The organism is Cryobacterium sp. Y11 (assembly GCF_002929535.1).
Classification (GTDB): Bacteria; Actinomycetota; Actinomycetes; order Actinomycetales; family Microbacteriaceae; genus Cryobacterium.
In genome coordinates, this window is the sequence record NZ_PJJO01000039.1 from 1 (window position 1) to 24,320 (window position 24,320).

28 protein-coding genes and 2 pseudogenes are annotated in these 24,320 nt (G+C 61.4%); 17 read left to right on the plus strand and 13 right to left on the minus strand.

Going from position 1 to position 24,320, the window contains the following annotated elements; translation table 11 throughout:
• Positions 1–179 precede the first annotated feature (179 nt).
• The 4 genes from CXY75_RS01285 to CXY75_RS01300 are packed head-to-tail and all read left to right on the plus strand — an operon-like array spanning position 180 to position 2,023.
• Positions 180–827 (plus strand): AAA family ATPase, encoded by a 648-nt coding sequence (locus tag CXY75_RS01285; protein WP_104081071.1) that lies wholly within the window; start codon positions 180–182, stop codon positions 825–827.
• Positions 827–1,123 (plus strand): hypothetical protein, encoded by a 297-nt coding sequence (locus CXY75_RS01290; protein ID WP_104081072.1) that lies wholly within the window; start codon positions 827–829, stop codon positions 1,121–1,123. Before CXY75_RS01285 ends, CXY75_RS01290 begins: the two co-directional genes overlap by 1 nt.
• Before the next feature lie 54 nt (positions 1,124–1,177).
• The gene (gene nrdH, locus CXY75_RS01295; protein WP_104081073.1) at positions 1,178–1,408 is read left to right on the plus strand and encodes a glutaredoxin-like protein NrdH; all 231 of its coding nucleotides are present in this window, start codon (positions 1,178–1,180) and stop codon (positions 1,406–1,408) included.
• A 42-nt stretch (positions 1,409–1,450) separates the two neighbouring features.
• Positions 1,451–2,023: a hypothetical protein gene (locus CXY75_RS01300; protein ID WP_104081074.1), complete on the plus strand. Its 573-nt coding sequence runs from the start codon at positions 1,451–1,453 to the stop codon at positions 2,021–2,023.
• 47 nt (positions 2,024–2,070) lie between these two features.
• On the opposite strand, the pseudogene CXY75_RS01305 reads toward CXY75_RS01300, so the two are convergent.
• The 3 genes and pseudogenes from CXY75_RS01305 to CXY75_RS01315 all read right to left on the minus strand — a co-directional run bounded on the left by CXY75_RS01305 (position 2,071) and on the right by CXY75_RS01315 (position 5,278).
• Positions 2,071–2,618, minus strand: a pseudogene (locus tag CXY75_RS01305) (recombinase family protein).
• 304 nt (positions 2,619–2,922) lie between these two features.
• Positions 2,923–3,657 (minus strand): hypothetical protein, encoded by a 735-nt coding sequence (locus tag CXY75_RS01310; RefSeq protein ID WP_104081075.1) that lies wholly within the window; start codon positions 3,655–3,657, stop codon positions 2,923–2,925.
• 535 nt (positions 3,658–4,192) lie between these two features.
• The gene (locus CXY75_RS01315; RefSeq protein ID WP_158251082.1) at positions 4,193–5,278 is read right to left on the minus strand and encodes a DUF3644 domain-containing protein; all 1,086 of its coding nucleotides are present in this window, start codon (positions 5,276–5,278) and stop codon (positions 4,193–4,195) included.
• Between the two features lie 388 nt (positions 5,279–5,666).
• On the opposite strand from CXY75_RS01315, the gene CXY75_RS01320 reads away from it, so the two are divergent.
• The 4 genes from CXY75_RS01320 to CXY75_RS01335 all read left to right on the plus strand — a co-directional run bounded on the left by CXY75_RS01320 (position 5,667) and on the right by CXY75_RS01335 (position 9,640).
• A complete protein-coding gene (locus CXY75_RS01320; RefSeq protein WP_104081077.1) occupies positions 5,667–6,278 on the plus strand; it encodes an RNA polymerase sigma factor in 612 nt (203 codons plus the stop codon).
• Positions 6,244–7,290 carry a CU044_5270 family protein gene (locus CXY75_RS01325; RefSeq protein WP_104081078.1) on the plus strand — a complete coding sequence of 349 codons (1,047 nt, stop codon included), beginning with the start codon at positions 6,244–6,246 and terminating at the stop codon, positions 7,288–7,290. The genes CXY75_RS01320 and CXY75_RS01325 overlap by 35 nt, the downstream gene beginning before the upstream one ends.
• A gap of 377 nt (positions 7,291–7,667) precedes the next feature.
• A complete protein-coding gene (locus tag CXY75_RS01330; RefSeq protein WP_104081079.1) occupies positions 7,668–8,252 on the plus strand; it encodes a recombinase family protein in 585 nt (194 codons plus the stop codon).
• 254 nt (positions 8,253–8,506) lie between these two features.
• Positions 8,507–9,640 (plus strand): hypothetical protein, encoded by a 1,134-nt coding sequence (locus CXY75_RS01335; RefSeq protein WP_104081080.1) that lies wholly within the window; start codon positions 8,507–8,509, stop codon positions 9,638–9,640.
• Between the two features lie 74 nt (positions 9,641–9,714).
• Here CXY75_RS01335 and CXY75_RS20890 read toward each other — a convergent pair.
• From CXY75_RS20890 to CXY75_RS01350, 4 genes and pseudogenes are all read right to left on the minus strand, one after another.
• Positions 9,715–9,840, minus strand: a pseudogene (locus CXY75_RS20890) (HNH endonuclease); the annotation flags it as partial.
• Positions 9,841–9,867: 27 nt separating this feature from the next.
• The gene (locus tag CXY75_RS19970) at positions 9,868–10,338 is read right to left on the minus strand and encodes a hypothetical protein (RefSeq protein WP_199182324.1); all 471 of its coding nucleotides are present in this window, start codon (positions 10,336–10,338) and stop codon (positions 9,868–9,870) included.
• A gap of 102 nt (positions 10,339–10,440) precedes the next feature.
• Positions 10,441–11,364 (minus strand): hypothetical protein, encoded by a 924-nt coding sequence (locus CXY75_RS01345; protein ID WP_146069314.1) that lies wholly within the window; start codon positions 11,362–11,364, stop codon positions 10,441–10,443.
• Positions 11,354–11,602 carry a helix-turn-helix domain-containing protein gene (locus tag CXY75_RS01350; RefSeq protein WP_104081082.1) on the minus strand — a complete coding sequence of 83 codons (249 nt, stop codon included), beginning with the start codon at positions 11,600–11,602 and terminating at the stop codon, positions 11,354–11,356. The genes CXY75_RS01345 and CXY75_RS01350 overlap by 11 nt, the downstream gene beginning before the upstream one ends.
• A gap of 60 nt (positions 11,603–11,662) precedes the next feature.
• Here CXY75_RS01350 and CXY75_RS01355 point away from each other — a divergent pair, with 60 nt between their 5' ends.
• On the plus strand, positions 11,663–12,544 hold the full coding sequence (locus CXY75_RS01355; protein ID WP_104081083.1) for a DNA adenine methylase: 882 nt from the start codon (positions 11,663–11,665) through the stop codon (positions 12,542–12,544).
• A 140-nt stretch (positions 12,545–12,684) separates the two neighbouring features.
• Here the strand turns inward: CXY75_RS01355 and CXY75_RS19345 are convergent, their stop codons facing one another.
• Positions 12,685–13,392, minus strand: a complete 708-nt coding sequence (locus tag CXY75_RS19345) for a hypothetical protein (RefSeq protein WP_146069315.1) — start codon at positions 13,390–13,392, stop codon at positions 12,685–12,687.
• 57 nt (positions 13,393–13,449) lie between these two features.
• On the minus strand, positions 13,450–13,599 hold the full coding sequence (locus CXY75_RS19975) for a hypothetical protein (RefSeq protein ID WP_199182325.1): 150 nt from the start codon (positions 13,597–13,599) through the stop codon (positions 13,450–13,452).
• Between the two features lie 452 nt (positions 13,600–14,051).
• Here CXY75_RS19975 and CXY75_RS01365 point away from each other — a divergent pair, with 452 nt between their 5' ends.
• The 7 genes from CXY75_RS01365 to CXY75_RS01395 all read left to right on the plus strand — a co-directional run bounded on the left by CXY75_RS01365 (position 14,052) and on the right by CXY75_RS01395 (position 16,734).
• Entirely contained in the window at positions 14,052–14,324 is a 273-nt protein-coding gene (locus CXY75_RS01365) for a hypothetical protein (protein WP_104081085.1), read from the plus strand.
• Between the two features lie 11 nt (positions 14,325–14,335).
• A complete protein-coding gene (locus CXY75_RS01370) occupies positions 14,336–14,872 on the plus strand; it encodes an LPD29 domain-containing protein (RefSeq protein ID WP_104081086.1) in 537 nt (178 codons plus the stop codon).
• Positions 14,873–14,888: 16 nt separating this feature from the next.
• Positions 14,889–15,143, plus strand: coding sequence for a hypothetical protein (locus CXY75_RS01375; protein ID WP_104081087.1), 255 nt, complete (start codon positions 14,889–14,891; stop codon positions 15,141–15,143).
• A gap of 64 nt (positions 15,144–15,207) precedes the next feature.
• On the plus strand, positions 15,208–15,417 hold the full coding sequence (locus CXY75_RS01380) for a type II toxin-antitoxin system HicA family toxin (RefSeq protein WP_104081088.1): 210 nt from the start codon (positions 15,208–15,210) through the stop codon (positions 15,415–15,417).
• 8 nt (positions 15,418–15,425) lie between these two features.
• Entirely contained in the window at positions 15,426–15,818 is a 393-nt protein-coding gene (locus CXY75_RS01385) for a hypothetical protein (RefSeq protein WP_104081089.1), read from the plus strand.
• A 2-nt stretch (positions 15,819–15,820) separates the two neighbouring features.
• Positions 15,821–16,225: an antitoxin HicB gene (locus CXY75_RS01390; RefSeq protein ID WP_104081090.1), complete on the plus strand. Its 405-nt coding sequence runs from the start codon at positions 15,821–15,823 to the stop codon at positions 16,223–16,225.
• 23 nt (positions 16,226–16,248) lie between these two features.
• A complete protein-coding gene (locus tag CXY75_RS01395) occupies positions 16,249–16,734 on the plus strand; it encodes a hypothetical protein (RefSeq protein WP_104081091.1) in 486 nt (161 codons plus the stop codon).
• A gap of 47 nt (positions 16,735–16,781) precedes the next feature.
• Here CXY75_RS01395 and CXY75_RS01400 read toward each other — a convergent pair whose 3' ends face one another.
• The gene (locus CXY75_RS01400) at positions 16,782–17,189 is read right to left on the minus strand and encodes a hypothetical protein (protein ID WP_104081092.1); all 408 of its coding nucleotides are present in this window, start codon (positions 17,187–17,189) and stop codon (positions 16,782–16,784) included.
• Positions 17,190–17,488: 299 nt separating this feature from the next.
• On the opposite strand from CXY75_RS01400, the gene mobF reads away from it, so the two are divergent.
• A complete protein-coding gene (gene mobF, locus CXY75_RS01405) occupies positions 17,489–21,394 on the plus strand; it encodes a MobF family relaxase (RefSeq protein WP_104081093.1) in 3,906 nt (1,301 codons plus the stop codon).
• A gap of 24 nt (positions 21,395–21,418) precedes the next feature.
• Here the strand turns inward: mobF and CXY75_RS01410 are convergent, their stop codons facing one another.
• From CXY75_RS01410 to CXY75_RS01420, 3 genes are all read right to left on the minus strand, one after another.
• Complete coding sequence (locus CXY75_RS01410; protein ID WP_104081094.1) at positions 21,419–21,817, minus strand: hypothetical protein; 399 nt, start codon at positions 21,815–21,817, stop codon at positions 21,419–21,421.
• A gap of 307 nt (positions 21,818–22,124) precedes the next feature.
• Positions 22,125–22,610 carry a DUF4913 domain-containing protein gene (locus tag CXY75_RS01415; RefSeq protein ID WP_199182326.1) on the minus strand — a complete coding sequence of 162 codons (486 nt, stop codon included), beginning with the start codon at positions 22,608–22,610 and terminating at the stop codon, positions 22,125–22,127.
• The gene (locus CXY75_RS01420) at positions 22,603–24,306 is read right to left on the minus strand and encodes a type IV secretory system conjugative DNA transfer family protein (RefSeq protein WP_104081095.1); all 1,704 of its coding nucleotides are present in this window, start codon (positions 24,304–24,306) and stop codon (positions 22,603–22,605) included. Before CXY75_RS01420 ends, CXY75_RS01415 begins: the two co-directional genes overlap by 8 nt.
• Positions 24,307–24,320: the final 14 nt, after the last annotated feature.

Consider the following 24,320-nt stretch of genomic DNA (forward strand, 5'->3'; position numbering starts at 1 on the left):
AAGTGCTATCAAGTGCTATCAAGTGCTAGCAGCTAATGGTATTAGCTATTAAGTGCTAGCAACAACTAGCACGCGATATATTGTGCTAGCACTAGCTAGTACACGATATGCTTTGCAAGCTGGCACTATCAGGTAATAGCAGTTGCTATCACCTGCGGCCGATAGCAGAAGGGTACGGAATGGGATTCATCACTCTCTTTGGAGGCACGAAGGGTGGCGCGGGAAAAACGACTGCTGCCATTAACGTTTCGGTGAGTTTGGCTGCAGCGGGTGCAAGTGTTGTCGTCGTGGACGCGGACAAGCAGCGCAGCTCGGCCAAGTGGCACGCACGGCGGGTGGACGCAGGGCACACGCCCTCGATGACACTCGTTGAGAAGCAGGGCAACGTTTACGCCATGGTCACCGACCTGGCCAAGCACTATGACCATGTGATCGTGGATGCTGCCGGCGACGACAACCAAGAGATGCGGACGGCTATGACTGCCGCTGACCTGATGATCGTGGTTCTGCGCCCCAGCCAGCTCGACGTGGAGACGTTGGAGGAGTTCACGGCTGTCATTGACACTGCCCATGACTTCAACCCGGCGCTAAGCGTCCGGAGCCTGTTGAACCAAGCCCCCACGAACCACAACGAAACCGAGACGGTAGACGTTGCTGAGTACCTGGTCGAGTTCCCCCAGGTAAAGCCCCTCGAAACAGCCCTCTATCTGCGCAAGGCCTACCGTGATTCCCTCGCGGACGGTCGTGGAGTGCTGGAAGTACCAGGCGCGTCAGGCAAGAAAGCCCGCGCCGAAATTCAGGAACTAGTAGCGGAGGTATACGCATAATGGCGATTGCACGAAACAAGAAGCCAGACCCCAACGCTATCGCCGCGTTCGGTGCCGCTGCAGAGGCGCGATCGGATGACGCGGCCACGCCAGCGCCGGCTAAGGCAACAAAGGTCACTAAGCCGAGTCCGGTAGCCGCGGGGGAGGATCAGCGCCCGAAGTCCAGCCTGGTCCGATGGACTGACGAGGACTTGCGCGACCGCCTCATCGACTATTCAAAGCGGGAGCGATACTCCCTGCAGCATCTGATGATCGAGGCCCTGAAAATCGGACTCGACCAGATCGAAAAACGATAGCGAACGCTAGCAACTGCTAGCACTTGCTAGCTCATCTCGTGAGGGGCGCCCAGCATGATGACCGTATACAGCAAGCCGAATTGCGTGCAGTGCACCGCGACCTACCGCGCTCTCGACGGCCAAGGGATCGACTACCAGGTGGTAGACCTCACCGGCAGTGATGCCGCGTTGGAGTACGTCACGCAGGAACTCGGCTACAGCCAAGCCCCGGTGGTTGTGGTCGATGAACACGATCACTGGTCAGGCTTTCGGCCCGACAAGATTGCCCAGCACGCTGGGCTCTAGTCCAGGAGAGGGCCCGCTGATCCGCCCAGTACAGTCAGGAATATGACACTAGGACCGTTCTTCGCTGACTACGGGGCGCAAGTGGCGGCGAGTGTCACTCTGCTCATACTGACTGCCGTCATCACCGCAGCGGGGCCCCTGAGGACCAGAGTCTTTAGCTTTGTTGGTCGCCAATTTGGGCTCCTGCGCACACTTCGGGTAACCACCACCACGCGGCAGGCCGCCACGCATGCGGATACTCAGGCGGCAGTCGAGCAAGCGTTCGAACGGGGTCGAGAGGAAGTGCGAGTTGAAATGGAAGCAGCGCGCGCAGACGTAGACGTGGAGCCGAATTGGACGGTTAAGTTCAACGAGGAAGCCAACAATTTTACTCTTGAGGACACGCACTGGTCGATAGGCACTTCCTATGTGCAGATCAGCGCACATCACCAGGAGTTTCGTTTCGACGGGACCAAAACTTGGCCAGGTCGATTCGCCATAAGCCAGAACTTTAGCGGTGAAGTCCTGTTCCTCGGTTCGCGGCATGGGGTGACTTTCACAGTCACATGGCGCGATCCCAATCGCGATTCACACTCAGCGAAGGCTTATATCGACGCTGACTTCTACGGGAAATAGCCCTAGCTAACAGCGTTGGCAGCTCTCCGGTGTCGTTCGACGGCGCGCTAGACCGTGGCCCGACCGACAGTGAAAAGCTCCGCTAGCTCTGCACTCGAGTGATTCCCCGCGGCGTGCAATTCCACCAGGTGCTTTTCCTGGGCGGGGGAGAGCTTCGGGCTGCGCCCGCGTAGCCGGCCCTTTTCTCGGGCTACCGCCATGCCCTCACGGGTGCGGGCCCGGATGAGGTCTGATTCGAACTCAGCGACCATGGCCAGGGCGTTGAACAGTAGCCGGCCTATCGGGTCGGTGGGATCGTGCACGCTGCCACCGAAAGATAGTCGCACGCCGGCCGCTGCCAGCTCGGCCGATATGTCGCGCGCATCCGGCACCGACCGGGTGAGCCGATCGAGCTTGGTCACTACGAGGGTGTCGCCGGCCCTGCAGGCGGCGAGGGCGCGCGCCAGGCCCGGCCGGTGACTGTTGTGGCCGAGCGGCCCTGATCGACGTACACGCGCTCCGCAGCGACACCCAGGCCCGTGAGGGCGTTCCTCTGCGCTGTGAGGTCCTGAGCGTCCGTCGAGACCCGGGCATAACCGATGAACATTTCCGTCATGCCGGCAGTCTCACATAGCCCCCCCCGATCACCGGGCCCTATTTCGGGCGGTTCTACCGGGCACCCCGCCGCTGCGCCAATCCGGGCGTGTCGCCGGGCCGGGGGCGTGGTCGCTAGACGATCCCCTATCGGGCAGGGTGGGCGTCTATGAGACGCGACGTCAACTAGCGCTCCGACTCGGACTGGTGTCATTTTCCGTACTCGCCTGCACAAATATCCGCACTCGTCTGCACAGCTCGTCTAGACCAAAATTGACCGTCACTGGATGCCCGTAAGGGTAACGGCTATCGGACGTGTCAAAGCGTCAGGTAGTGTCCGGCATGGTCCAATCGGGTGCTATGTCGAGTGCTTCGCGGATGACGAAATACCGCTTGCGTTTACGAATCTCGTAGTCGTCGTCTCCCCAGTAGCCGTCTGTAGTCCGAAGAAGCCCGAAATGCTCTAGTTCCCGGGTCGCGCTCGTCCAGGTGTCATCTGAGAGACCGTATTGCTTCTTGCGGTGGCCATCCATCCACTCCCCATCGGGATGCTTAGAGCCGCCGTTGAGTTCGAGAAGGGCCATTAGTACGGCGACGGCTCTACCGTTCAGGCGGAGTATCCACGCGTTCGTCCACAGGGTGAACGGCACACCGACCCATCGAGCGCCGTTGCCCTCCCAGCCGTCGCCTGAGCCGTCGGGGTGGAGCAAGAGAAGACCGGCCTTGCCGTCGGGTAAGAGAGTCGGAGTGATGAGCTTCTTCTCCTGTAGCCACTTCTTCGCGTCGTTTGCTCGCCGCGGGCCGGTGTCTGGCGGCAGGTTGAGCCAGCGCGCCAAGGATTGTGTTGGGCGATCTGGAAGCGTGTATGGAGCCTTCGCCGCCTGCATCACGAGCGTCATGTGCATCTTTAGGCGCAGCTCGTGCGATTGCACGAGCCACGCAGCGGTCGGAGTGGAGTCGCCTCGCTTGACGTAGGTGATTGGGAAGTTGACGCTGCTGACGCGCTTAGACCTGTCGGTCGCGCGTGCGAGTGCTACGAGGGCTACTGAGGGAACGTCCATGGTTGCTCCGAGGAAGAAGTTGACGACCTCAGCGGAGAGACGTGGGGTCCGGGGGTACTTGGGGATTCTTGGGGTTCTAGCAATACTTCCCTTTAAGATACCGCTCGAATCGCATTCTGTCTGCGGTGAGGCCGTCGTGATGCCCCGGAAGAAACAGCCTCCGACCCGGCCCAAGATGCCGGTACGCTTCGGTTAGCCCGTGGGCTGCTTCGTTTGCTGCTCGGGTGTTTCTAGGCGACTCTGTTCTCAGAGCCAGATGCCCCCTCGTCCGCCAAGACCAGAAGGGGAGATCTCTAAGAGAAGGGAGGACCCGATGAATACAGGCTTCCGCATCACTGTCAAAATCACTGTATCCGGAATCACCATCACAATCGAGCCCTGGTAGCTCGAGGGGGGCGAGGTCTAGACCCCGCCCCCCTCCTAGCGCGATTCGTTGAGGACTAGCGCCAAGGCCTCTTCTGGGTCGAATCGCGTCCCGTCGGACGATCCGCTACCGGATAGGGACCGACGGGCGGTTTCGCTCGAAGACTTCTCCCTAAGTCGGTATCGCGGCGGGCGTCGATACCGGAGCAATCACGGTGGCGCCATGCGGCACCGAGGGTCGCCAAGCACGCACTAACGCGTACTCAGCAGGATCGGACAGGTGCCTGACGAGGTACTCAACCCAGGCTGGTGTGTACGTGTACTGCTCGAAAGTGGAGTTATAGACGCAAAACTGCGGCTTGGTCGCAGCGGGGTCGGTGGCGTTTGTCTGCGGTCGTGCGGCGAAGTACTTCCACGCCTGGGTGTGCATGTAGCCGTTGAAAGATACATCAAGACGAGCGGCCACCTTATCGACAACCTCGCCAAACTTGAACCTATTCAAGTCCTCGACGGGAACATGCTTCTCCCGAATAATCGTCCGCACATGCTCAACAGCCGCGCGCTGCTCCTCTGTGAGATCGTCCTCGCGGATGAATGACATGGCAGCGTCAGCTTCACTCTTAGGACCGGTATGAGGAATTAGGTAGATGCGGAAGTCGAAACGCTGATCTGCGCTCAGGCCGGGTTCAAGGGAAGCGTCGAAATCCTGGACCCAATCGAGGACGCCTCTAGGTACCTGGGCCCGAACGATCTTAACTGCCTCGACGGCGTCCTCGGTGATCGATGAGACGAAGAGCGGGAAGCGCAGCTCGGAGCCGAGAGCTTCGTTGTGTCCAAACCATTCGACCAAGGTTTGCTCGTAGTTGATGAGGAGAGCTTGCGTCCGACCCGCGACGAGCGCAGCCACCTTTGCCTCGTGCCGGTGCTCAATCTGGTTGCGCAGCCCGAGGAAGAAGATGATGTTGTTCCGGCGTGGATCGGAATCGATGAACTGCTCCGCAAGCAGCTCGCGCAGTGGCTTGTATAAGTAGCCGCCCTCGGGGTGCTTCCTTCGCCACCCACGCTCATTTTTGACAATCAGGTCGCCGCCCGATTCCTCTGTTCGCGCCTGGAGGAGCTTGGTCCACCCAAGGTTCATATGGACGATGAAGGCTTCTAGCTGGCGCTCGTTGCCCGAGCGGTTGTAGAGATCGACGGCTAGCAGCACCTCTGCCTTCGACGACTGCAGGGTATGCCACCAACGAGGACGAGGAGCCATACTCGTGAGCCTACGTGTTACCTGACAGATGAAGTGACACATTGGCGTGTTCGACAGCGGGACGTCGAGCGCGACAGATCTAGGGTCAAACCACCTGGCCGCCGAGTGCGCCGACGTTGTGTCACAGGGGAACCCCCTGCGGGACGGTTCCGCCACGGTGTGTTCCGAGTGGCTCGTCGATTGTGAGTTGCATCGATGATTAGCCATGTTCTCGCAGCGATAAATGACACCCTCGCGGCGCCTGATCCGGTCCGTCAGCGTGCACGTGTTGGTTCGCCGGCCAAGGAGACTGAGTACTGGCGCGGACTGCGTTGATGCCCGTAAGGCGATTCCGTATTGCGGCCGTGCTGAATGAGTCGGGATATTGTCGTGAACTATTAGTTGGGGAATGAGCAATACGTTTGTGAGCGACGATAACGAGACCATCCGAAAGTCGGTGGGGACCCCTGCGGTCTTTGCCGAAGTCTACGACCGACACGCGCCGGCAGTATTCCGGTACGCCATCGGTCGGGTTGGACACAGCCATGCAGACGACATTATGTCCGAAACGTTCCTCGTGGCCTTCAACCGTCGAGCATCGTTCGACCTCTCCGTCGTGGACGCCCGGCCCTGGCTATTCGGAATTGCAACAACGCTGATTCGCAAGCATGCCCGAGTCGAAGCACGCGCATGGAAAGGTCTCGTCGCCGACGGCGCAGCGGCGGTCCCGTTCGACGCCATCGCCGCGGTCGGGACGCGAATCGATGCGGAGATCGCGGTCAAGGAGATCGCTGCGGCATTGCGGAAGATGCCCGCTCGGGACCGGGATGCCCTGCTGCTCTATGCGTGGTCGGACCTTGACTACGCCGGTGTCGCGGAAGCACTCGGGATCCCGATGGGGACTGTTCGCTCACGTCTGAACCGTGCACGGCATACGCTGCGCAGGGCAAGCCACCGGGCCTCGCGCCCGGAACAGGAGGTGGACCATGGACGAACTGACGTTGTTGCAGAGACTGCATGAAAATAAGACGCCGACCCAGGAGTCGTTGACCCGGGGACGCGCCGCGCTCTTTTCTCAGATCAACAACCCCGGGCCAGCACCGCGATCCGTCAAGTCGCGTCGCCGTGTCGGGGGGCTGAGCGCCTTGGTGGCATTCGGTATCGCCGGTGCGCTGGTAGCTACCAACATCGTCGGACTCGGTGGATGGCGCGGCGGCGCGGACTCAGCAGCCGCCGCGGTCTTGGAACGTGCGGCAACCGCGGCCATCTCGTTTCAAGATCCCCAGGTCAGCGCTGGCCAGTACTTGCTCGTCGAGAGCGAGAATGTCCATGTGACCGATGGGCAGGAGCAGGATGGCCCGGTGATCGCTTACACGATCTCGGAGTCGAGCGACCTTTACGTCCCCGCGGACAGGGACGGCGAGTGGGTGTGGCAACGCAACCCGATCAGCGTCGTCGATGTCCTCACCCCTGGGGGTGAGGCGATGGTCGCCCGCAGTCATCCGACGAGCGGCCCTGCGGCCGAACCGATGCTCTTGGCCGCAGCCGGTGGTGCGTTCTACGGCATTTCGGTAGACAGTCAGTGGGGTGACTTCGACTCGATGCCACGAGATCCCTACCGGCTTCTCAACCACATTTACTTGACCACCCTCGGCGCAGGCTCCTCCCCGGATGGAGAGGCCCTTGTCTTCATCGCCGACACCCTCCGTCAGGGCACAGCACCGGCCGATCTTCGCGCCGCGCTGCTTCGCGCAGCCGCGATGATTCCCGGAGTCACGATCACCGACGATCAGGCCACTCTCGACGGCACTACGGGAACGGCGATAGGCCGACTCGAGGGGGTGAACGGAATGAGGGATGAGATCATCATCGATCCCGATACTGGAACTCTGATCGGGGAGCGAACGGTCGCCACTAGTGCAATCCCCGAATCGAGCATTGGCGCCGGAGATGTGTGGAGCTGGTCAAGCGTCACGACGTCTGTGGTCGACTCGGCGCCAACGGGCGGTACATCAAGCGGCGAATCAGAATGACAACCAGCAGGCCATCTGGTTCCGGCTCCGAGCTGGATCGGATAAGACCGGAATCCATCGAACTGCCAGCCACTGTGTCGGTGGATATCACCTTCACCTTGACGACGATCTAGCAGCTGGAGCTTCTGCCGACCGTCGCATGGCCTCCGGAGAGGAAAGCTGTGCGACGGTCCACTTCAGGTTGAGCAGCATAGACGAATCTAGATCGTGGCACTGCCGAACGGCCATGGTGCCCGTAAGCCGGACGGCCACCGGGACACTCAAACGCTCACGAAGCGCCGACGGTGATCCGCGTCGTTCCGGGAGCGCCCGATTCCCGTATACCCCGCCCGAGAAAATGCCCGGTGAAGGGGGGCTAAACGGTACACTCCTGAAGCATGACCAGCATGCTTATCGGCTACGCGCGCGTATCCACCAACGACCAAGACCTCACCGCCCAAAAGAACGCCCTCGCCGCCCTCGGTGTCTCACGGCAGAAGACGTTCACCGATCAGGGCCTCACCGGAACGAATCGGGCCCGGCCAGGTCTTCGCGAAGCGCTAGCTGCCTGCCGGGCCGGTGACACTCTCGTCGTGACCAAGCTCGACCGGCTGGCACGTTCACTTCGCGACGCGAAAGACATTGTTGACGACCTCACCCTGTGTGAAGTGAAGCTCAGTATCGGTGGTTCCGTTCATGACCCCACCGACCCGATCGGCAGGCTCCTCTTCAACGTGCTCGCGATGGTTGCTGAATTCGAGGCCGACCTCATACGAGCTCGCACCCGCGAAGGCATGCAGGTCGCTAAAGCGGCCGGTCGGCTCCGCGGCAAGCAGCCCAAGTTGTCTCCGGTTCAGGAGAAGCACTTGGTCGAGGTTTACCAGCGCGGCGAACACACCACCGCGCAGATCGCTGAACTCTTCAGTGTCGCCAGGTCCACGGTCTACCGGGCAATCAAGCGCGCCGGGGACACCGCTGCCTGAACGTGCGTTGCGCAGAGGAGTAGGGGCAAACGGGCGTTTTGTGCAAAGGAGTAAGGAAAAACCAGTGTTCACACTCACCTGCACAACCCCGAAAACACGATGGCCGTTGCGCGGACGGCTTCGGAAAATGACAGTGTTGCCACGCCGGGGGAGTGGCCGGTAGACAATCCCCTATCGGACAGTCTTTGGGACCGTATGCGAATGCGTCGATGAGCTGGCGGCCAGGACACCTCCGCGACTAGTACGGTGACCAAATGGCTGATCAACCAGAACTCAAGGCTGCGATCGAGGCGCGCGCAGACTTCTCCAAGAAGGCGCTGGCTGCGCGACCTTGGACAGGCCCCAAGAGAATCCGTAATGACTTAGCCTCGAATCTTTGGGAAGGTGCAAGCACCGCGGGACAAGCCGCCATCGAGTTGTACATTTCGCAGAAACCCAGCGAACGAATGTGGGCTTCGATCGCCGTGGGGACTGCGCTTGAACTGGCCCTCAAATGCGCAATTGCGGAAATTAGCGCCGTGCTTATCGGGGCTGACCGAGCGGTGGATTCCAGGCTTGCCTTGGCCGGTCATGCGATGCCGACCACTTCCCTTTCTTCCATTCGCACCATAACTGGCAACGAAGCCGCTGACATAGTGCGCAAGGCTCATAGAGGTGTTGCACCCACTCAGCGCTGCCTGGCAGTTTTCACTTTGAGAAACGGTGCGGCGCACCTTGGGTACATCGAGCAAGGTGCGCTCGAGGCAGCGGTCGCCGATTTGGTAGTAATTATGGATGATCTGCTGCCAATCATCGGAAAAACGCCGGAGGCCTTTTGGGGTCTCGATAACATCCCTGTGATTGAACACATTCTCGTCGAATCAAAGGATGCACTTCGGGTTCGGATTGAAGCGCTATTCGCCGGAGCACGCCGTGAGCTCGAATCGCTGAAGATTCGAGTGGGAGATGATGCCTTCCTTAGCGTTGCGCAGGTGCTATCGGCGAAGTCTGCAATCGAGAACAACGGTGAGGATTTCACTGTCCGTCCTTGCCCTGTATGTGACTACGACGGTCAGCTTTTCAGGTACATCGACGAGCTCGACATGGATTTTGTGCGTTCTCATAGGAGCAAACCGGGAGACGGATACAGAACGGCTTCACCAGACGAATTTGATTGCTATGTGTGCAGCCTCCATCTCGAATACGCAGAGATGGATGTTCTAGACGGGTTCGAGACTGAAGAGCTTCAGCCCTCTACTCACTTCCTCGAAGCCGTAGCGGAATGGGAAGAAGAACAAGCAGACGAGTTGCATCGACAAGAGGAGGAAGCGTTGCTTCGTGAATCATCCATGCAAAGGATGGATGAAGAAGTGGACTATCTCGTAGAACAGCTTGAGCCGAATCTATAGAAGTCTTGGTATGTGCCAAAAGATAGCCCGCAGTGGTTAAGGCGCGCGTTTACGATGCAATTCATTTTCTGGCTCTAACCGAGCGTGACGCCTTTTGACCTATTGCAGTTCGCGCAGAGCAACTGCAAATTTCGCTCCATGTTAGATCCGCCCATGGCGATGGGAATCACGTGGTCGAACTCTAGGTTCTTCTGGTCGCCACACTCGACGCATCGCCCTAGGTCGCGTTACCAGACGGCGACCTTGACCTGCTGCGGGATCCGTTCGCGACGTGATCGATCGTCTAGCTGAGTGGTCATTGCTTGAAGAGCATGCGCCTTCTCCAAAAAAAGTCGGCGCTTATTCGTGGTGACGTTGATGAGGGCACGCACATCGTCCGCTGTCAGATCGTGTCCGTCGGCACCGTATACATTCCTCTCGTACAGCCAAAAGGCGCGAGGCGGCGTGTCCCAATCGACCAGGTGCTGCGGCGCTCTGTATGAGTTGGATAAGAGCTGATCGTTGCAGTAAATATTGGTGGCAGTCGATTCCCGCACGGTCGCCATGCTCGGCCCCCGCGAGTAGCCCCATCGATAAATCCCGCGGATGACAACGGCTGTCGTGAAATCGTTATCAGGAAACTTGGTTTTCTCGAAGTCATAGATTCCTTGAATTTCCGCATCGCCCCAGTGCTTTATCAATGCCACAGTCACAGTCACACTCGCATCGTAGAGAAGTGAGCACACGGCCGCCGTACTTCAGCGCTGATCGTTACATCGAAGGGTTTCCTAACAACATTTACAGCGCGGCCGCGAGGGCCGCTACGGAAAACGCTGTGTGGTTTCTTGCGTAGCTATCCACTCGCCGACTATGCGAGGCAGCTCGCTGACACAGTCTCTCCCGATGAGCAGCTCATCCACGGTGCCGTAATTGAGCATATCGACCAGCCGGCAGAGGTAGGACTTGCCCTGTTCCCACCAGGTTCCGTAGGCATCGACCATCAGATACAACTTGACATCGATTCCCGATGACGCCCTGATTGCGTTCCGTTCGTAACCGTCTAGTTGTGAAACGTAAACGGCGTCGGAGATCTTGGATCCGAAGGTTGTTGTGTAGTAATACTCCTTGAGTTCCCAGAGAGCGACGGGATTGACGCTCGAGGGGTAGGCTCCGTCCATTCGGCGGGACATCGCTGCATGGAGCTTTCCGCCCTTATCTACTACCGGGATTTGTCGAGGATCAGCGTCGAAGGCCCGACCTCCTAAGTGGTGTGAAACGAGGATGTTCACGATTCCCGTGAGGTAGGACGGAGTTCGTTTCTCATCCTTCTGTTTGTTCATCGGCACACGCACGCTTCCACCGTGAGAGAGGTCGTACTCCATCGCAACGGCGCGCAATTCGCCGTTCTGCTTCTTGATGATCTCTCGCGAAGCGTGGGTGTAGTCGTTGACTACCTTTTCGAAGGTTTCGCGTGCCTCCTGAGCGGTCATCAGGCTGGCTTTGGCGTAATCGTTCAGCATGTACGCGCGATAGTCGAAGTACTCCACGAGGCGCTGACCAAGGTTAGTCTGTTCTACTTCATCAGTCGATCGTCCTAATGATTCGAGTCCCGCAACTATTTGAGCCGTGGTGAAGGTCCGGATAATGCCTTGGCCCCTGACCGTGTAGCCGATGCTTTCAGATAGAACGCGCACGTATGCCCAGAAGTCATCTCCCTCGTTCCGCCAGCGAGTATCAGCTTTCAAGGTCCGTGCCTTCCCATTCCGCAACTATTTCGATTAGTGAGGTCCCGATTGCCTTAGCGAGGGCGCTGCCCTCGACCAGGTCGAGGCGACGTGCGCCTTTCTCAACGTTGGACACCCATGACTGAGTGACGCCGAGTTTTTCTGCTACCTGCTGTTGACTAAGGCCCGATCGTTCGCGCTTTCGCTTGAAGATGGCCGCAAGATGGATGTGCCGGCTTCGTTCCGACTGTTGGCCCATTTGCTGAGGCTACGGCCGGTCGAGGGCATATCCGAAAACTCGATATTGTACGGTTAGACGATGACCATCGAATTGCCACTCGAATTTCCCCAACCCACCATCGTTCCGTTCAACACTCAACTGTTGAAGTGGATCGGCAATAAGCAGCGCATGGCACCTGAGATCATTTCGTTCTTCCCTCCGACCTGGGAGGCCTATCACGAGCCATTTCTCGGCTCTGGTGGAGTCTTGGGAACACTTGCCCCTGCTCGCGCGCAGGCCGCGGATGTGTTGCCGCCCTTAATGGAGATTTGGCAAATGCTTCGCAACGACCCTGAACGGTTGATTACCTCCTACGCGGCATATCGTGACCGCCTAGACCGCGGCGAGGACAAGAAGGATGTGTATGCGGAGGCTTTGGCTGTTTTTAACGCAAACCCTTCGGGGGAGGCGTTCGTCTTCCTGACCCGCGCTTGCTATGGCGGGGTCATCCGCTTCCGAACCTCGGACGGAGCGATGTCTACTCCGTGTGGGGTGCACATGCCTGTCAGCACAGCGTCATTTGCCAAGCGAGTGAAGGAGTGGGGTTTCCGGGTAACTGGCACTGAATTCTTCCAGCGTGATTTCCGAGAGTCATTCGAGGCTGCGAAGAGCGGAGATGTCATTTACTGCGACCCGCCCTATTCGGATTCACAGAAGATTCTCTATGGAGCCCAGGCCTTCTCGATTCACGACCTGGTTGAGGCAATTGACAAGGCGAAGGGTCGCGGCGTTCAGGTGCTGATGTCGATCGATGGGACCAAAAAGACCGGATTGCGTGAAGTGCTTCATGACTTTCCTTCCGGCTTGTTCGAGCGGGAGGCGGCGGTCAACGTTGGGCGGGCGATGCTTAAGCGGTTTCAAATGGGCGGACAGAGTCTTGAAGCAGAGTTCGTGAAGGACCGATTGCTTTTGACGTACTGAGGTTCCTTCGGCGGGCGGCGACGGTGTGTGGCGGAGCCTGCATTTTTCTCCATGAGAGCATCGTGCCCGACCTCGGATTCGCAATCCCACAGGCGCGCAGTGTCCGCAGCGGGTGGCGGCCATCGAGGGGCCCTATTTGCTCACAGGATTCGATCCTCGTCGATTCGGTCAGATGGGCCGAGTGCGTCCATCGCAATGTCCCAGGGATAGGCCGTGATCGCTTCGAGAAAGGTGGGGGCTGTCGCCCGCTCGGCAAGAACCTTCTTCGTGTTCATGTCGAACAGGTGCACCGCGCACATGTTGGTCGAGGGGTCGGTGAAGAATTCCAGGCGCACGCCGTGGTCTTCGATGGACCCAAACACGACCGCACTGAATGGGCCGGCGGGCCGGGCCATGGCTGTCACGAACTCGGCACCAATCTGGGACAGACGGGCATTGATTAGGTCGACTAGCGGCTGTGTTTCTCGCACGGTCATCACATTCACCGATGGCCGCGTAGGAGCGGGCGCGGTCGAGCGCGGGCTCGGTGCTGAGCGCTCGACAGCCGGAGCCCAGACCCAAGCGCGGTGAATGCCGCCATCCTCCCACTCGACATATACCGCGCGCTGGGTCCACGCGAGCGCTAGACCGTGGACCTGGCTAGCTATCGCGGGATATCTCACCCAGGCGCGTACGGAGGTGGGTTCGCTGGCCAAAGTGGCCGGCAGTCCGCCTAGCTCGGCGGGAGTCAGACTAAACGGGCGTGGTACGAACTCGGCCCCATGGGGCGGTTCTGCCTGCTCGAGGGTGTCAGCCCGCACGGATCGTTGCGCGTGTGGGGTATTGGGGTACTTAGCGTCCGAACCCATAAACCAATTAGAACATAAGTTCGGATCTAAGGGAATGCGGGAGGGGCGGCCAGGCCGTTATTTTGCGGGGCGCACGTACATGACCAGGTGATCGGTGGGGATCACGGCGCGCAGCTGCTCGACGGCAGTCCAACTGTCTGGCGCTTCGACGGTGACGGGCGTTGACTCGCTCGCGTCTCGCGGGCGGTGTGCCAGGTCCCAGTTCACCCTCCATTATCCGCCTGCAGGTGAGTCTTCCTGGGCTAGACCAAGCGGACCAGGCCGCATGATATGGGGCAACGCCAGAACGGGCTTGCCGGTGGCCCCTCGACCTGTAACGGGACTAGGCGCCGCTCACAGTTCGGGGGAGCGCCCAACGAGTCAGTGGCGTGCCGGCACGATAGCCGACCCCACCGAACCCCGCACTCGAGCTGAGGAAAAGCGGTGGTCTTGGTGCCCCGGTGCGCAGGTCGGCGCACGTGAACTTTGTTGCTTTTCGTCTGGGGAATTGTTCACTCCGCGCTGCCGGCGTCAAGCCGTCGTCGCAGTTTCGGCAAAACTTCTGCCCCGCTGCGCTCCTCCACAACTTTGGCCTGCAACCGCTCCTTGGGGCTTGACCCCGACAGCACTCCATGAGGGCGGAAATCCGCCGAAAGGCAAAAAAATTTGGAGGAGAGAAAATGCTTGAACAGATCAGGACTCACCACAATGCAGCGGCTCCCGTTGATGTTGAGTGGAAAATCCGACACCTCACCCGCTCGATCCGCACCCGTGAACGCATGTTGACCTGGGGAGGATTCGCTACCCCCCACGCGCCCGAGGCCCCTCAGGTGTTAGCCGAACGCACCGCCGCCCAGCTCGCCGGGATTGCTGACCTCCGCGTTCAGCTCGCCCATTGGGAAGCCATCCAGGCCAACCAGACCACCATCACCAACGCCACACGCAGCAACTAAGGAGACAGACCATGACCGAATACATCAGCACCAAGGACACCGCCAAGTTGCTTCGCACGGCGTTGAAGAACGAATTTCCCGGCGTGAAGTTCAGCGTCCGGATGAGCACCGGAAGCGCGTCAGCCTGGATGAGCGTTTCCTGGAGCGACGGCCCCACCGAGTCTGACGTGCGCGCGATCACCCGCCAGTACACGGGCCGCAGCTTCAACAGCATGACCGACAGCTACGACGACAACGGATCAGCACTCGTCGCGTTCGACGGCGAAGACATGCCCCGCGTCGTGCACTACAGCTGCGACGGCATCAACACCCACCGCGACCACACCACCGCCGGATACCGCGTCGCACAGCACCTCATCAGCACCGACAGCGACCGAAAGGACCTGGTGCTCTTCACCCCCGAGGGCGACACCATCACCGGCGCGACGTTGCCCCAGAGTCTCTACGTCGCCGGGCACTTCCACGATTACATCTATAGCCCCACCCAGCTCGCCCAAGCGATCCTCCGCCGCGTCAACCTCTGCACCGTCACCGCGCCCACCCGATAGACCAGGAGCACCAGAAATGACCACCACCATGATTGACACCGACGCGGCCGCGACCTTCACAGAGGTATTCGCGGCCGGGGATTTCGCGGGTGACGTCGGGCCTCGGATGAGCTGTACCGAAGTTGACGCACTGGCCGGGATGCTCCGCGCAGTCGGAGCAGACACCGCCGCCGCAACGTGGATCGACGCGCACGCCGCCGCCGACGACGAAGGAGACAGCCACTTTCAGCCCATTGCACCCGCCGAAGCCGGACACGGCACGGATCAATAAAGCACCCTGAAATATCGCATAGTCCCCCTAGACAGACTTGATCTAGGGGGACTATACTTATATCATGGTCAACGAAGTGAAGTACCGGGACGTGGAACGATTTCTGCGCGAGGCGGGCTGGACCGTAGCCCGCCAGAGCGGCAGTCACATTCTGTGGGTCAGCCCGGACCGAACAGAGCGACTCTCGATCCCGCCGCACGGCGGGAAGGTATCACCGGGAGTCGTCCGACAGATCATCAAGACCGTGCCCGACACCCCGAAGAACTGGCGATAGGAGAGACCGTGGCGATCAACGCAGAGAACCGACAAGCCGAGATTGCGGACGAGCTGAGCGAGGTTGCGCGGACGCTGGCGCACTCCACACGCTCAGTTCCGCACCCCGCCGAGTCCTACGGCTTGCTCGGCGACTTGCAAGCCGCTCAGGATGCGCTGGTCCAGGTTTACGAGCAGTTGGCTACCTGGCACGGGGCAGTCGTGGACGGGACGCACTATAACGGCGAGGACGGTCGCGGCTTGGAGGGTGTTCCCGCAGCGGGCCCCGATGGACACATTGCAGGGCTGCTCAAAATGGCGGCGGCATCCGCCGCCGAAGCCGCCGCCCTGGTCAGTCGGGCGCACAGCGCTAACGGCGTCGTGCGTTGGTTCGACGACGCAAAGAATGAGGAAGAGGTTTGACCATGATGACGACGCGCACGATTGAAGCCACCGCATCCCACGAGGGCAAGTGGTGGGAAATCTCGTTTCACGATGACGACCTCGACACCGTGACCTCAACGCGCAGCATTAACGACGTTGAGAGCATGGCCACCGACGCAGCCGCACTCTGGCTCGACGTGGACCCCGCCACGATCCACGTGCACGTGACGTACGCGCTCCCCGAGGCCTACCGATCCAGTTGGGAGACTGCCCAAGAGAAAGCCGCCGCCGCTCGAGAAGCGGAAGCGGAAGCGGCCCAGATGCGCCGCACCGTGATCGCCAACCTCCGCGCCGATGGCTACACGCTCGCGGAAGCGGGCAAGCTCCTGGGCCTGTCCAAGGGACGTGTTCACCAGCTCGCCCACACACCCCCAGACCACGCCTAGACCCACTCACGAAGCCGAAAATAGTGAAAACTACGCAGGCGGAACGGTTCTGGTCACACGTTGTCAAAGGGCCCGCCGCGGATGACTGTTGGATCTGGACCGGTGCGATTGCTGATGACGGTTACGGCCGGTTCTGGACGAAGGACGGCGACGGCCAAAAGGTCATCCGGCCGCAACGTTTCGCCTACCAGCTCGCAACCGGGACGCCGCTGCCGCCGTCGGTTCTGCTGCTGCACGCCTGCGACGTGCCGATCTGTGTCCACGCCGTCGCCGACGCGGCCGAGTCGCACCTCTCCGAAGGAACCCACAAAACAAACATGCTCGACCGGGCACAGAAAAACCGTCACGCTAACCGGTGGTCAGCCTGGCGGTTCAATGGTCTGGCCCGCCAGGAACGCGCGCAGCGTTCCCGCGATCTTCGAGACGTGATCCTCACCCATGGGTGGGACCCCGAGCGGATGAGCGGCGCCCTCGCCGGAGTAGAAGAATCGCACCCACGCCTGTTCTAAACGCTCACCAGATCAACCAAAAACGCCGACCCGGAACCTAACGCCTACTAGCCAACCGACGCACTTTCCGAAACAGATTGATCTCCGACCGGAACCGAATTCTCGGCGGCAGTTGTTGCGGAAGTTGCGGGAGCCAGCACTGCCCGCTTGACGTCGCGGGTTGCGATCCCCAGACGCCCGGCGACCTCCGCGCGTGAAGCTCCGGCGGCGAGCATGGTGTCGATGGTGGCCGCTGCGCTGGCGCACCGAGCGGCGGTGTTCTTCTGGGCTTGCGCACGGATTCGGGCGATTTCTTTCTCCGCCAGCGCGTTCACTTCGTCGACCTGGTCAATGTAGGTGAAGTAATCGACGGCCAGGGACTCGAGCTTGTCCTCCCGAGCGCGGAACTGGGCCGCGTTCTCGCGGGCGAGCTGGCGGGCGGCGGTGAGTTTTGCGGACTTGCGAAGTTCAGCCATGGGATCCCCCTGTTTAGGTCAGTTTCCAAGTATGCGGGCATGCCCCGCGGGCACCAAAAGCGGCGCAGTGGGGGAGTGCTCGAGTGAGTTAGTCGTGCTCTGGTTCTGCAGGTGGCCCGCCTGTTGCTGATCGACCGCGTTTACTACGCTGTCCTCGTCCCTCGTCGGCTCCGCGCACTCCCAGCGGTCTCAAAGCACAGACGCAGTATCTGACGATTCTGGCCACTCTCAATCCTCATTCTTCGTCAATCAATTTGTCACACCTCTGGCATTTGTAATGAACGAGGTAGGCTGACCCCATGATGACCATGCATATCCTCTCCGCGGGAGACGGATATGCGTACTACACCAGCGAGACCGCAACCGCTGATGTGAAGCGCGAGGCCGGCCAAGAGTTGAGCGATTACTACACCGCCGAGGGCAACCCTCCCGGCGTTTGGGTGGGCTCAGGACTTGCTGCTCTGGGCGTGTCAGGCACCGTCACGGAGGAGCAGATGAAAGCCCTCTTTGGTGAGGGGCTGCACCCGGATGCAGAACAAATCATTGCTGCCGCTCAAGGTCAGGGCAAGACCGCTGATGAGGCGATAGAGCTGGCCAAGTTGGGCCGCGGCTACTACTCCTACAAGCAGGGAACGACCGGCCTCCGCGAGCAGATCGAGACCGGTTACACCGACTTCACCCGGATCAACCACCGCGAACCGAATGCGGAAGAGCGCCGTGTTATCCGGGTCCGTGAGGGCGCGCAGGCGTTCCGTACGGCCAAGGGCCGGCAGCCTGCCGACAAGGAGGAGTTGGGCCGGTTCATCACCGCGGCCACCCGTCCGACACAGCAAGCCGTTGCCGGATTCGACCTGGTCTTTTCGCCGGCTAAGAGCGTTTCAACGCTCTGGGGGTTGGGCGATAACGAGACTCGGAAGGTGATCGAGGAGGAGCATGAGGCCGCGATCAGCGACACCATCGGCTACCTCGAACGCGAAGCAATCGCCACCCGCGCCGGTACCAACGGTGTGGCACAGATCGACGTAGAAGGCGGGCTGATTGCAACCAGGTTCCGCCACTACGACTCTCGCACCGGTGACCCGCAGCTTCACGACCACCTGGTGGTCGCGAACAAGGTCAAAGGCGTAGATGGGAAGTGGCGCACCATCGATTCCAAGCTCCTGCACCGCCAGGGGGTGGCCGCATCCGAGTTCTACAACCAACGCGTTATGGACCGGGTTACCGACCGGCTAGAGCTGGCAACCGAGCTGCGCGAGGTCACCCCGGGCAAGCGCCCTGTGGTCGAAATCGCCGGGATTGACGCCCGCCTCACCGCCGGTTTTTCGACCAGGTCGGCCGGGATCAAAAAGACCATGGTCACACTCGAATCCGACTACCGCGAGACGCACGGACGGACCCCCGACGCCAAAGCCCGCATTGCCCTGGCACAGCAGGCCACGCTCGACACCAGGCCGCAGAAGCTCCACGCTCGCGCCCTGTCGGCGCTTCGCCCGTTGTGGCGCGTCCAGGCCGGGGCGATTGTTGGCGACCGCGCGGTGGGCGGGATTTTGGAGACCGCCCAAGCGCACGCCCGCGACGACAGCACCCCCAAAGCTCCGGCCCAAAACATCACCCTCGCGCAGGCTGCAGCCCAGGTTGTCGAGACCGTGTCCGAGCATCACGCCGTGTGGGGACCGCACACGATTGAGGCTGAAACCCGCCGCTATATCCAGGCGCAGCGCAGCTCCGGCAACACCGTTGAGGGCACGGTCGAGCAGATCACCCAGCACGCCCTCAACACCGATTCCATTACCGTCACCCCGCCGGCCCCGCACGGCGCTTTCCAGCCCCTCACCCGCCGCGACGGCACCAGCATTTACGAGCACAAGGGCCGCCAGCTTCTGACGTCTCGGAGCATTCTGGCCGCTGAGGACACGTTGTTGGATGCCGCGCGCATGCGCACCGCCTCGCCTGTATCTCGCGACGTATTCGACCAGGTCGCCGCGAAGGAAGGCCAGCACCTCGACGCCGGCCAGCGCGAGCTGGCCCGGGTATTCGCCACCAGCAGCACCCGCCTTGTCGTGGGCTCTGGCCCGGCCGGCACGGGCAAGACAACGGCGCTGCGCGTAGCGGCCCGGTCAGTCGAAGCGCAGGGCGGAAAGGTGATTGGCCTGGCCCCGTCCGCCACCGCGGCCGCGGTGATGAAAGACGCAATTGAGATCGACGCCAAGACGATTCACTCATTCACTTTCCAGAAAGGCAGCCTGGCCGAGCTGCTGCAGCAGACGGAACGCATCGAGGGTGTGGACCTGAACCCGGGCGACGTAATCGTGGTGGACGAGGCCGGCATGGCCGGCACCACCAACCTGGCCAAGGTCACCCGCATTGCCCAGCTGCACGGAGCTCACGTTCGCCTCATCGGTGACGACCGCCAGCTCTCTGCCGTCGAGGCCGGCGGCGCGCTGCGCCTGCTCGAAAACGAAGTTGGATCCGTCAAGCTCGACCAGCTACACCGGTTCTCCAATAACGACGAAGCCGCGGCCACAAAGCTTCTGCGCGACCCGGCGACAACGGGCGACCCGTTCGCTTGGTACGTCACGAATGATCGCGTTGCCGGGGGCAGTGTGGACCGGATGAGCGGCGAAGTGTTCTCGGCGTGGCAGTCGGACACCACGGCCGGCCTGCACTCGGTGATGCTCGCACAGCAGAACAGCACTGTGGCCGAGTTGAACGCCCGCGCTCAGGCGTTCCGCATGAGTGAGGGAATCGTCAAGGGTAAGCAGTCAGCGCCGCTGCGCGACGGCCTGGCCGCGTACGAGGGCGACACCGTTGTGACCCGCGTGAACAACTCACACTTGAAGGTCAGCGGCGGCCGCGACATCGTCAAAAACGGCGACCTGTGGACGGTGGAGAAAGCACACCGAGACGGAACACTCACCGTCAGCAACCAGAGCACCGGGGGCACGATCACCCTGCCGAAGGAGTATGTGACCGGCGCCGTCGAACTGGGTTACGCGTCCACCATCCACCGCGCCCAAGGCATGACCGCCGACACCGCCCACGTCCTGGCCGACAGCAGCACCAGCCGCGAACTCGCCTACGTCGGCCTGACCCGCGGCAAGCACAAAAACCACCTGTACGTCGAGACCGCCGACGCCCAGCCCGTCAGCGACGTACTCGACCAGATCGCCGGCAACGCTGACGGCATGCTCTCGGCCACCGAGACCATCCGCGCCGAACAGGCCCGGGTAGATGACCTGGTGACCCTCATCGAGCAGTACGGCGACGTGAACGAGCGCGCCGACGTGTTGCGCTTTGCGAAGATCGCCAACCAAGGACTTGGCGAAGGCCTGGCGACCACGCTGCGCGAGCATGAAAGCTGGGGCGCGGTCGAGGCCGCGCTCCGCCACTCCGAGGCCGCCGGCATGGACCCCGCCGACACCGTCCGCCAGGCGTGGACGCAACGCGATATGGCCAACGCCCAAGACCAGGCCGCCGTGCTGGCCTCCCGGATCAGCTACAACACAGACCGCCACCTGGCAACCCTGCCGGCCGACCAGGAGAAGGCCGCCCCGGCAGTGCCGGCCTGGATCGCACCGCGACGCTCGATCGACTCCGAACACACCGCCCCCGAGTGGCGCGAACACCTGGCCGAACGCTACGACTACCTACACACCCGCCTCGAGGAGCGCGGCGCGACAATCGCGGCCGAACAGCCCGCCTGGGCAAGTGAGCTGGGCGAAGTTCCCGCCGACACCGACCGCCGGCAGCAGTGGACGGAACTAGCCGCCGAAGTTGACGTGTTCCGCACTCAGTACCGCATCGACCCCAAAGAAACCGCCGCAGTGCCGGCGGACTACCGACAGCGCACCGTGGGCGCCGACCTGGCCGAACGGGTCACGGCCATGCACAAATCGCAGGTTCTCAGCTCCCGTCCCACCGCCACCGAGGACGACCGGCAGCGCGCCGCTGCAGCCGCCGCCACGGCCACGCAGCGCGCCCGTGAGAGCGTCAGCGCACCAGCAGCACCCACACGCCCGGCCAAGTCGCAGCAGACGACGGCTGAGGCCCTCCGCGCCCAGTTCGCCCGCAAGGCCGAGCTGCAGCGGGAGCAGCTGCGCCGCGCTGGCCTGAACGTCAAGCCACGCGAAGCCGGCGACAAGCGCAAGAACGACCGCAACCGGCCCGACAACGACCGTAACCGCGACGACGGCAGAGAGCGTTAGGTTGCCGCGGCGCCCACGACAGGGCTAGTGAAAGTAGCTGTTACCGAGTGCTTTGCGATCGTCGGCGGCGATCAGAAGCGAGGAATGGCCGGCCACCTGAATCTGGTCAGCAAGAAGCGTTAGATCGAGGTCGAACGCTAGCGCGTTCATCATTGCGTACCTATCAAAAGCACGCTTTATGTCTGACTCAGCAGCCGCGGCGGTCCAGCCATTTACTCGCTGTAGCGTCAAAGCGACGAGGTCGAGCGTTCCGTTGATGGAGGCCAGACCAGTGTGTTGCACCGCGTGACACCCTTTGCACAGGGCCACTAACCGATCGAGGCGTTGCACCAGCACCCCGCCGCGATCCTCGAAGACCCAGAGTTCGTGGCAGTCCGGGCGTTGGGCCTTTCCGCCAGAGCCCAGGGATTCATCACCACACACCTCGCAACGATTGTTCGCCGCGGCCGCGACCGCGAACCGAAGCCGATCCCAAACAGGCCTGGTGCATATGCCTCTTAGATTTGATCCCCACGTCGATCCCGGCAACATGTCAGCTCGTAGCTTCACCTGGCTTACATCAGACGTCGTTCGTACCGTCACAACCGTCAAAGCTTCCCAGTCGAAATCCCGCACCTTTGCTCGCTTACTTGTGGACGTCATGACTCACCCTCCCGCTAGTTCGGCGTCATTTCGCCGCTTGGCCCTCATTCTCCCGATAAGCACCGACATCGGGGAGCGGCCGCGACCTCTACGCGGGTAGCTGCCATTCCGCCGGGGGGATTGTCAGAGACACTGCCGGGCCGATTTCTTTGGTTTCGGAGAGGTGTCCGCGGGTGCGGTCGCAGAAACGAAACGGGCCGTTCGCGGGGTCGAACAGAACTGCCGCATGCCGGTCCCAATCGTTGATCCACCAGGACGACACCGCCCCGAGGTCGTCGCCCAGCTCGGCGGCCAGGTGAGCTTTCCAGAGCGCGACCAGGCGGGCCACAACTTCTTTGTGCTCGAACCACTGAGCGCACCAGTAAAAGCGCTTGTTGGATCCAACTACCTCCACGATGGAAAAATGCTCCACGACCCAGTTAAGAAACTGAGCTTGCACGTCAACTTCTTCTTCTTCTTCTGGCTCCTCGTCGGTGCCGGAGTCAATCGCCCCATCGTTGAGCGAGTCCCGCTCCTCATCAGTGAGCGTTTCTATCTCGTCGTCGGTCAAGCCGGTCACGTCGCCGTCAGCCACGGGGCACCACCGATCCGATCGCGGGCAGGACCGGGATGGCCGCGGCCTCGATCTTCGCTTTGAGGGTCTTGTCCCTGAACCACGGCACGGTGTGAACCATGACGGGGCGGGACTTGGAGTTGAACACAATCGCTCGCCACTCCGGCAGGGAGGCCAGAGTGGCAACGTCCATTGTGTTCACCTTCCGGGTGTTGGTCGAGGTGGACATAGCGCCGTCACGGCCGGTGGAGCTGCCATAGGTGATTTCGTCGTGTTCTCCGATCAGCGCCGCGATCGTTTTGAGGAACTCGTCATCCAGGACGCCGCCGCCAAAGACCCGGTTGGATGCGGCGTCCCAGAGAGTGCCCCAGCCGTCGCGGCCGAACGCGTCGATTCCTTGGGCGCGCGACTGGAAATAGGTGTTCATGATGATGCCCATGGAGCCGTAATACGAGTACACCGAGGGCAGCTCGGGCCACTTCACGATGTTTGCGCACTCATCCAGCTCGATCACCAGAGGTACGTCCAGGCGGCCGCCGTTGGTCTCGGCGGCGCGCTGCGCGGTCTTGCAAATCGCACGGACGAGAGCAGTCAAGAGTGCCCCGCCGGAGCCCTCACCATCCTTGGACAGCAAAACGAGAGTGTCGGTGCTTCTGATGAACGCGGCCGGGTCGAAGCGGCGCACTCCTTCGGCCGAGGTCCAGGCCAGCAGCTCGTCATCGGCCAGGGCGGACGCCATGCGCTGCGCCGTCGCGTACGCGCTGCCGCGGGTCTTGTCTGGCCACAGCAAAATGCCGGCCATAAAGTCGGCCGGCCCGGTCTTGTTGTGGTGGCTGAGAATGTCCACGACCTCGTCGCCCTGTGCGCGGGAGAGCCAGGAGAACACTTGAGAGAGCGGTTGACCGTCCAGTTTGGCCGCCAGGAAGAAGTAGGCCAGCATGTCGCGGCCGGCTGTGTCGAACTGGGCATCCCCGCCCCGGTCGGAGCCCTTCTTGGTGGAGGCCTCGAAGATCGCCGCCAGCTCTTTCGCGTCGGCCGCGTTTTCGATGTAGTCCAAAGGGTTAAACACGAAATCGGGGGTGAAGTCTCGCCGGTATATCCGGTTCGGGTCGAAGATGAATGCTCGGCCGCGGTCCTTTCGGCCGGCTAATGTTTCGCGGATGCCGTCAACCTTGTTTGAGGTCATGATCGCGGCTCCTGGTGCCTCGATCATGTGCCGGATGACGATGCCGGAGGTTTTGCCGCGTCCGGGCCCGAACACATACACGCCTAGCTCACGCCATCCCTGCAGTACCCATTTCTTTGTTCCGATCAGCCGGCCGACGCTCTGCCCCGCCGGCAGGGACTCGGCGCGCGGGTGGAGCTGCGCGGCTTCCTTGGTGCGTGCTTTTTTCCGCAGAACCGCGGACTGCTTTCGGGTGGCCATGTGCGCGATTGCGGCGTTTCCGCGCTTGTTCGCGGCCCGTCGTGCCATCCAGGCCATGAACCCGACGAACACGGCCAGGGCGAGAATCACGGCGACGACAGAGGCCCCGGTCGCTGCCGGCGGCCAGGGTGCACCCCGGAGGGTCATATCGCCCAGCAGGGTAAAGAAATTCCAGGAGTAGGTGTGTCCGGTGGGGGTGATCGCCGCGCCGACGTGCACCGCGAGATAGAGCCCGCCCAGCAGCAGCGCTCCCAGACCGGCTGTCAGCCACTTGGTTTTGGTGTCGTTCATAGGTGACCCCTTCG

Bases quoted from the DNA above. Each gene is read 5' to 3' on its own strand.
- CXY75_RS01285 (WP_104081071.1), top strand. From the start codon at position 180: ATGGGATTCATCACTCTCTTTGGAGGCACGAAGGGTGGCGCGGGAAAA.
- CXY75_RS01290 (WP_104081072.1), top strand. From the start codon at position 827: ATGGCGATTGCACGAAACAAGAAGCCAGACCCCAACGCTATCGCCGCG.
- nrdH (WP_104081073.1), top strand. From the start codon at position 1,178: ATGATGACCGTATACAGCAAGCCGAATTGCGTGCAGTGCACCGCGACC.
- CXY75_RS01300 (WP_104081074.1), top strand. From the start codon at position 1,451: ATGACACTAGGACCGTTCTTCGCTGACTACGGGGCGCAAGTGGCGGCG.
- CXY75_RS01310 (WP_104081075.1), bottom strand. From the start codon at position 3,657: ATGGACGTTCCCTCAGTAGCCCTCGTAGCACTCGCACGCGCGACCGAC.
- CXY75_RS01315 (WP_158251082.1), bottom strand. From the start codon at position 5,278: ATGGCTCCTCGTCCTCGTTGGTGGCATACCCTGCAGTCGTCGAAGGCA.
- CXY75_RS01320 (WP_104081077.1), top strand. From the start codon at position 5,667: ATGAGCAATACGTTTGTGAGCGACGATAACGAGACCATCCGAAAGTCG.
- CXY75_RS01325 (WP_104081078.1), top strand. From the start codon at position 6,244: ATGGACGAACTGACGTTGTTGCAGAGACTGCATGAAAATAAGACGCCG.
- CXY75_RS01330 (WP_104081079.1), top strand. From the start codon at position 7,668: ATGACCAGCATGCTTATCGGCTACGCGCGCGTATCCACCAACGACCAA.
- CXY75_RS01335 (WP_104081080.1), top strand. From the start codon at position 8,507: ATGGCTGATCAACCAGAACTCAAGGCTGCGATCGAGGCGCGCGCAGAC.
- CXY75_RS01350 (WP_104081082.1), bottom strand. From the start codon at position 11,602: ATGGGCCAACAGTCGGAACGAAGCCGGCACATCCATCTTGCGGCCATC.
- CXY75_RS01355 (WP_104081083.1), top strand. From the start codon at position 11,663: ATGACCATCGAATTGCCACTCGAATTTCCCCAACCCACCATCGTTCCG.
- CXY75_RS19345 (WP_146069315.1), bottom strand. From the start codon at position 13,392: ATGGGTTCGGACGCTAAGTACCCCAATACCCCACACGCGCAACGATCC.
- CXY75_RS01365 (WP_104081085.1), top strand. From the start codon at position 14,052: ATGCTTGAACAGATCAGGACTCACCACAATGCAGCGGCTCCCGTTGAT.
- CXY75_RS01370 (WP_104081086.1), top strand. From the start codon at position 14,336: ATGACCGAATACATCAGCACCAAGGACACCGCCAAGTTGCTTCGCACG.
- CXY75_RS01375 (WP_104081087.1), top strand. From the start codon at position 14,889: ATGACCACCACCATGATTGACACCGACGCGGCCGCGACCTTCACAGAG.
- CXY75_RS01380 (WP_104081088.1), top strand. From the start codon at position 15,208: ATGGTCAACGAAGTGAAGTACCGGGACGTGGAACGATTTCTGCGCGAG.
- CXY75_RS01390 (WP_104081090.1), top strand. From the start codon at position 15,821: ATGATGACGACGCGCACGATTGAAGCCACCGCATCCCACGAGGGCAAG.
- CXY75_RS01400 (WP_104081092.1), bottom strand. From the start codon at position 17,189: ATGGCTGAACTTCGCAAGTCCGCAAAACTCACCGCCGCCCGCCAGCTC.
- mobF (WP_104081093.1), top strand. From the start codon at position 17,489: ATGATGACCATGCATATCCTCTCCGCGGGAGACGGATATGCGTACTAC.
- CXY75_RS01420 (WP_104081095.1), bottom strand. From the start codon at position 24,306: ATGAACGACACCAAAACCAAGTGGCTGACAGCCGGTCTGGGAGCGCTG.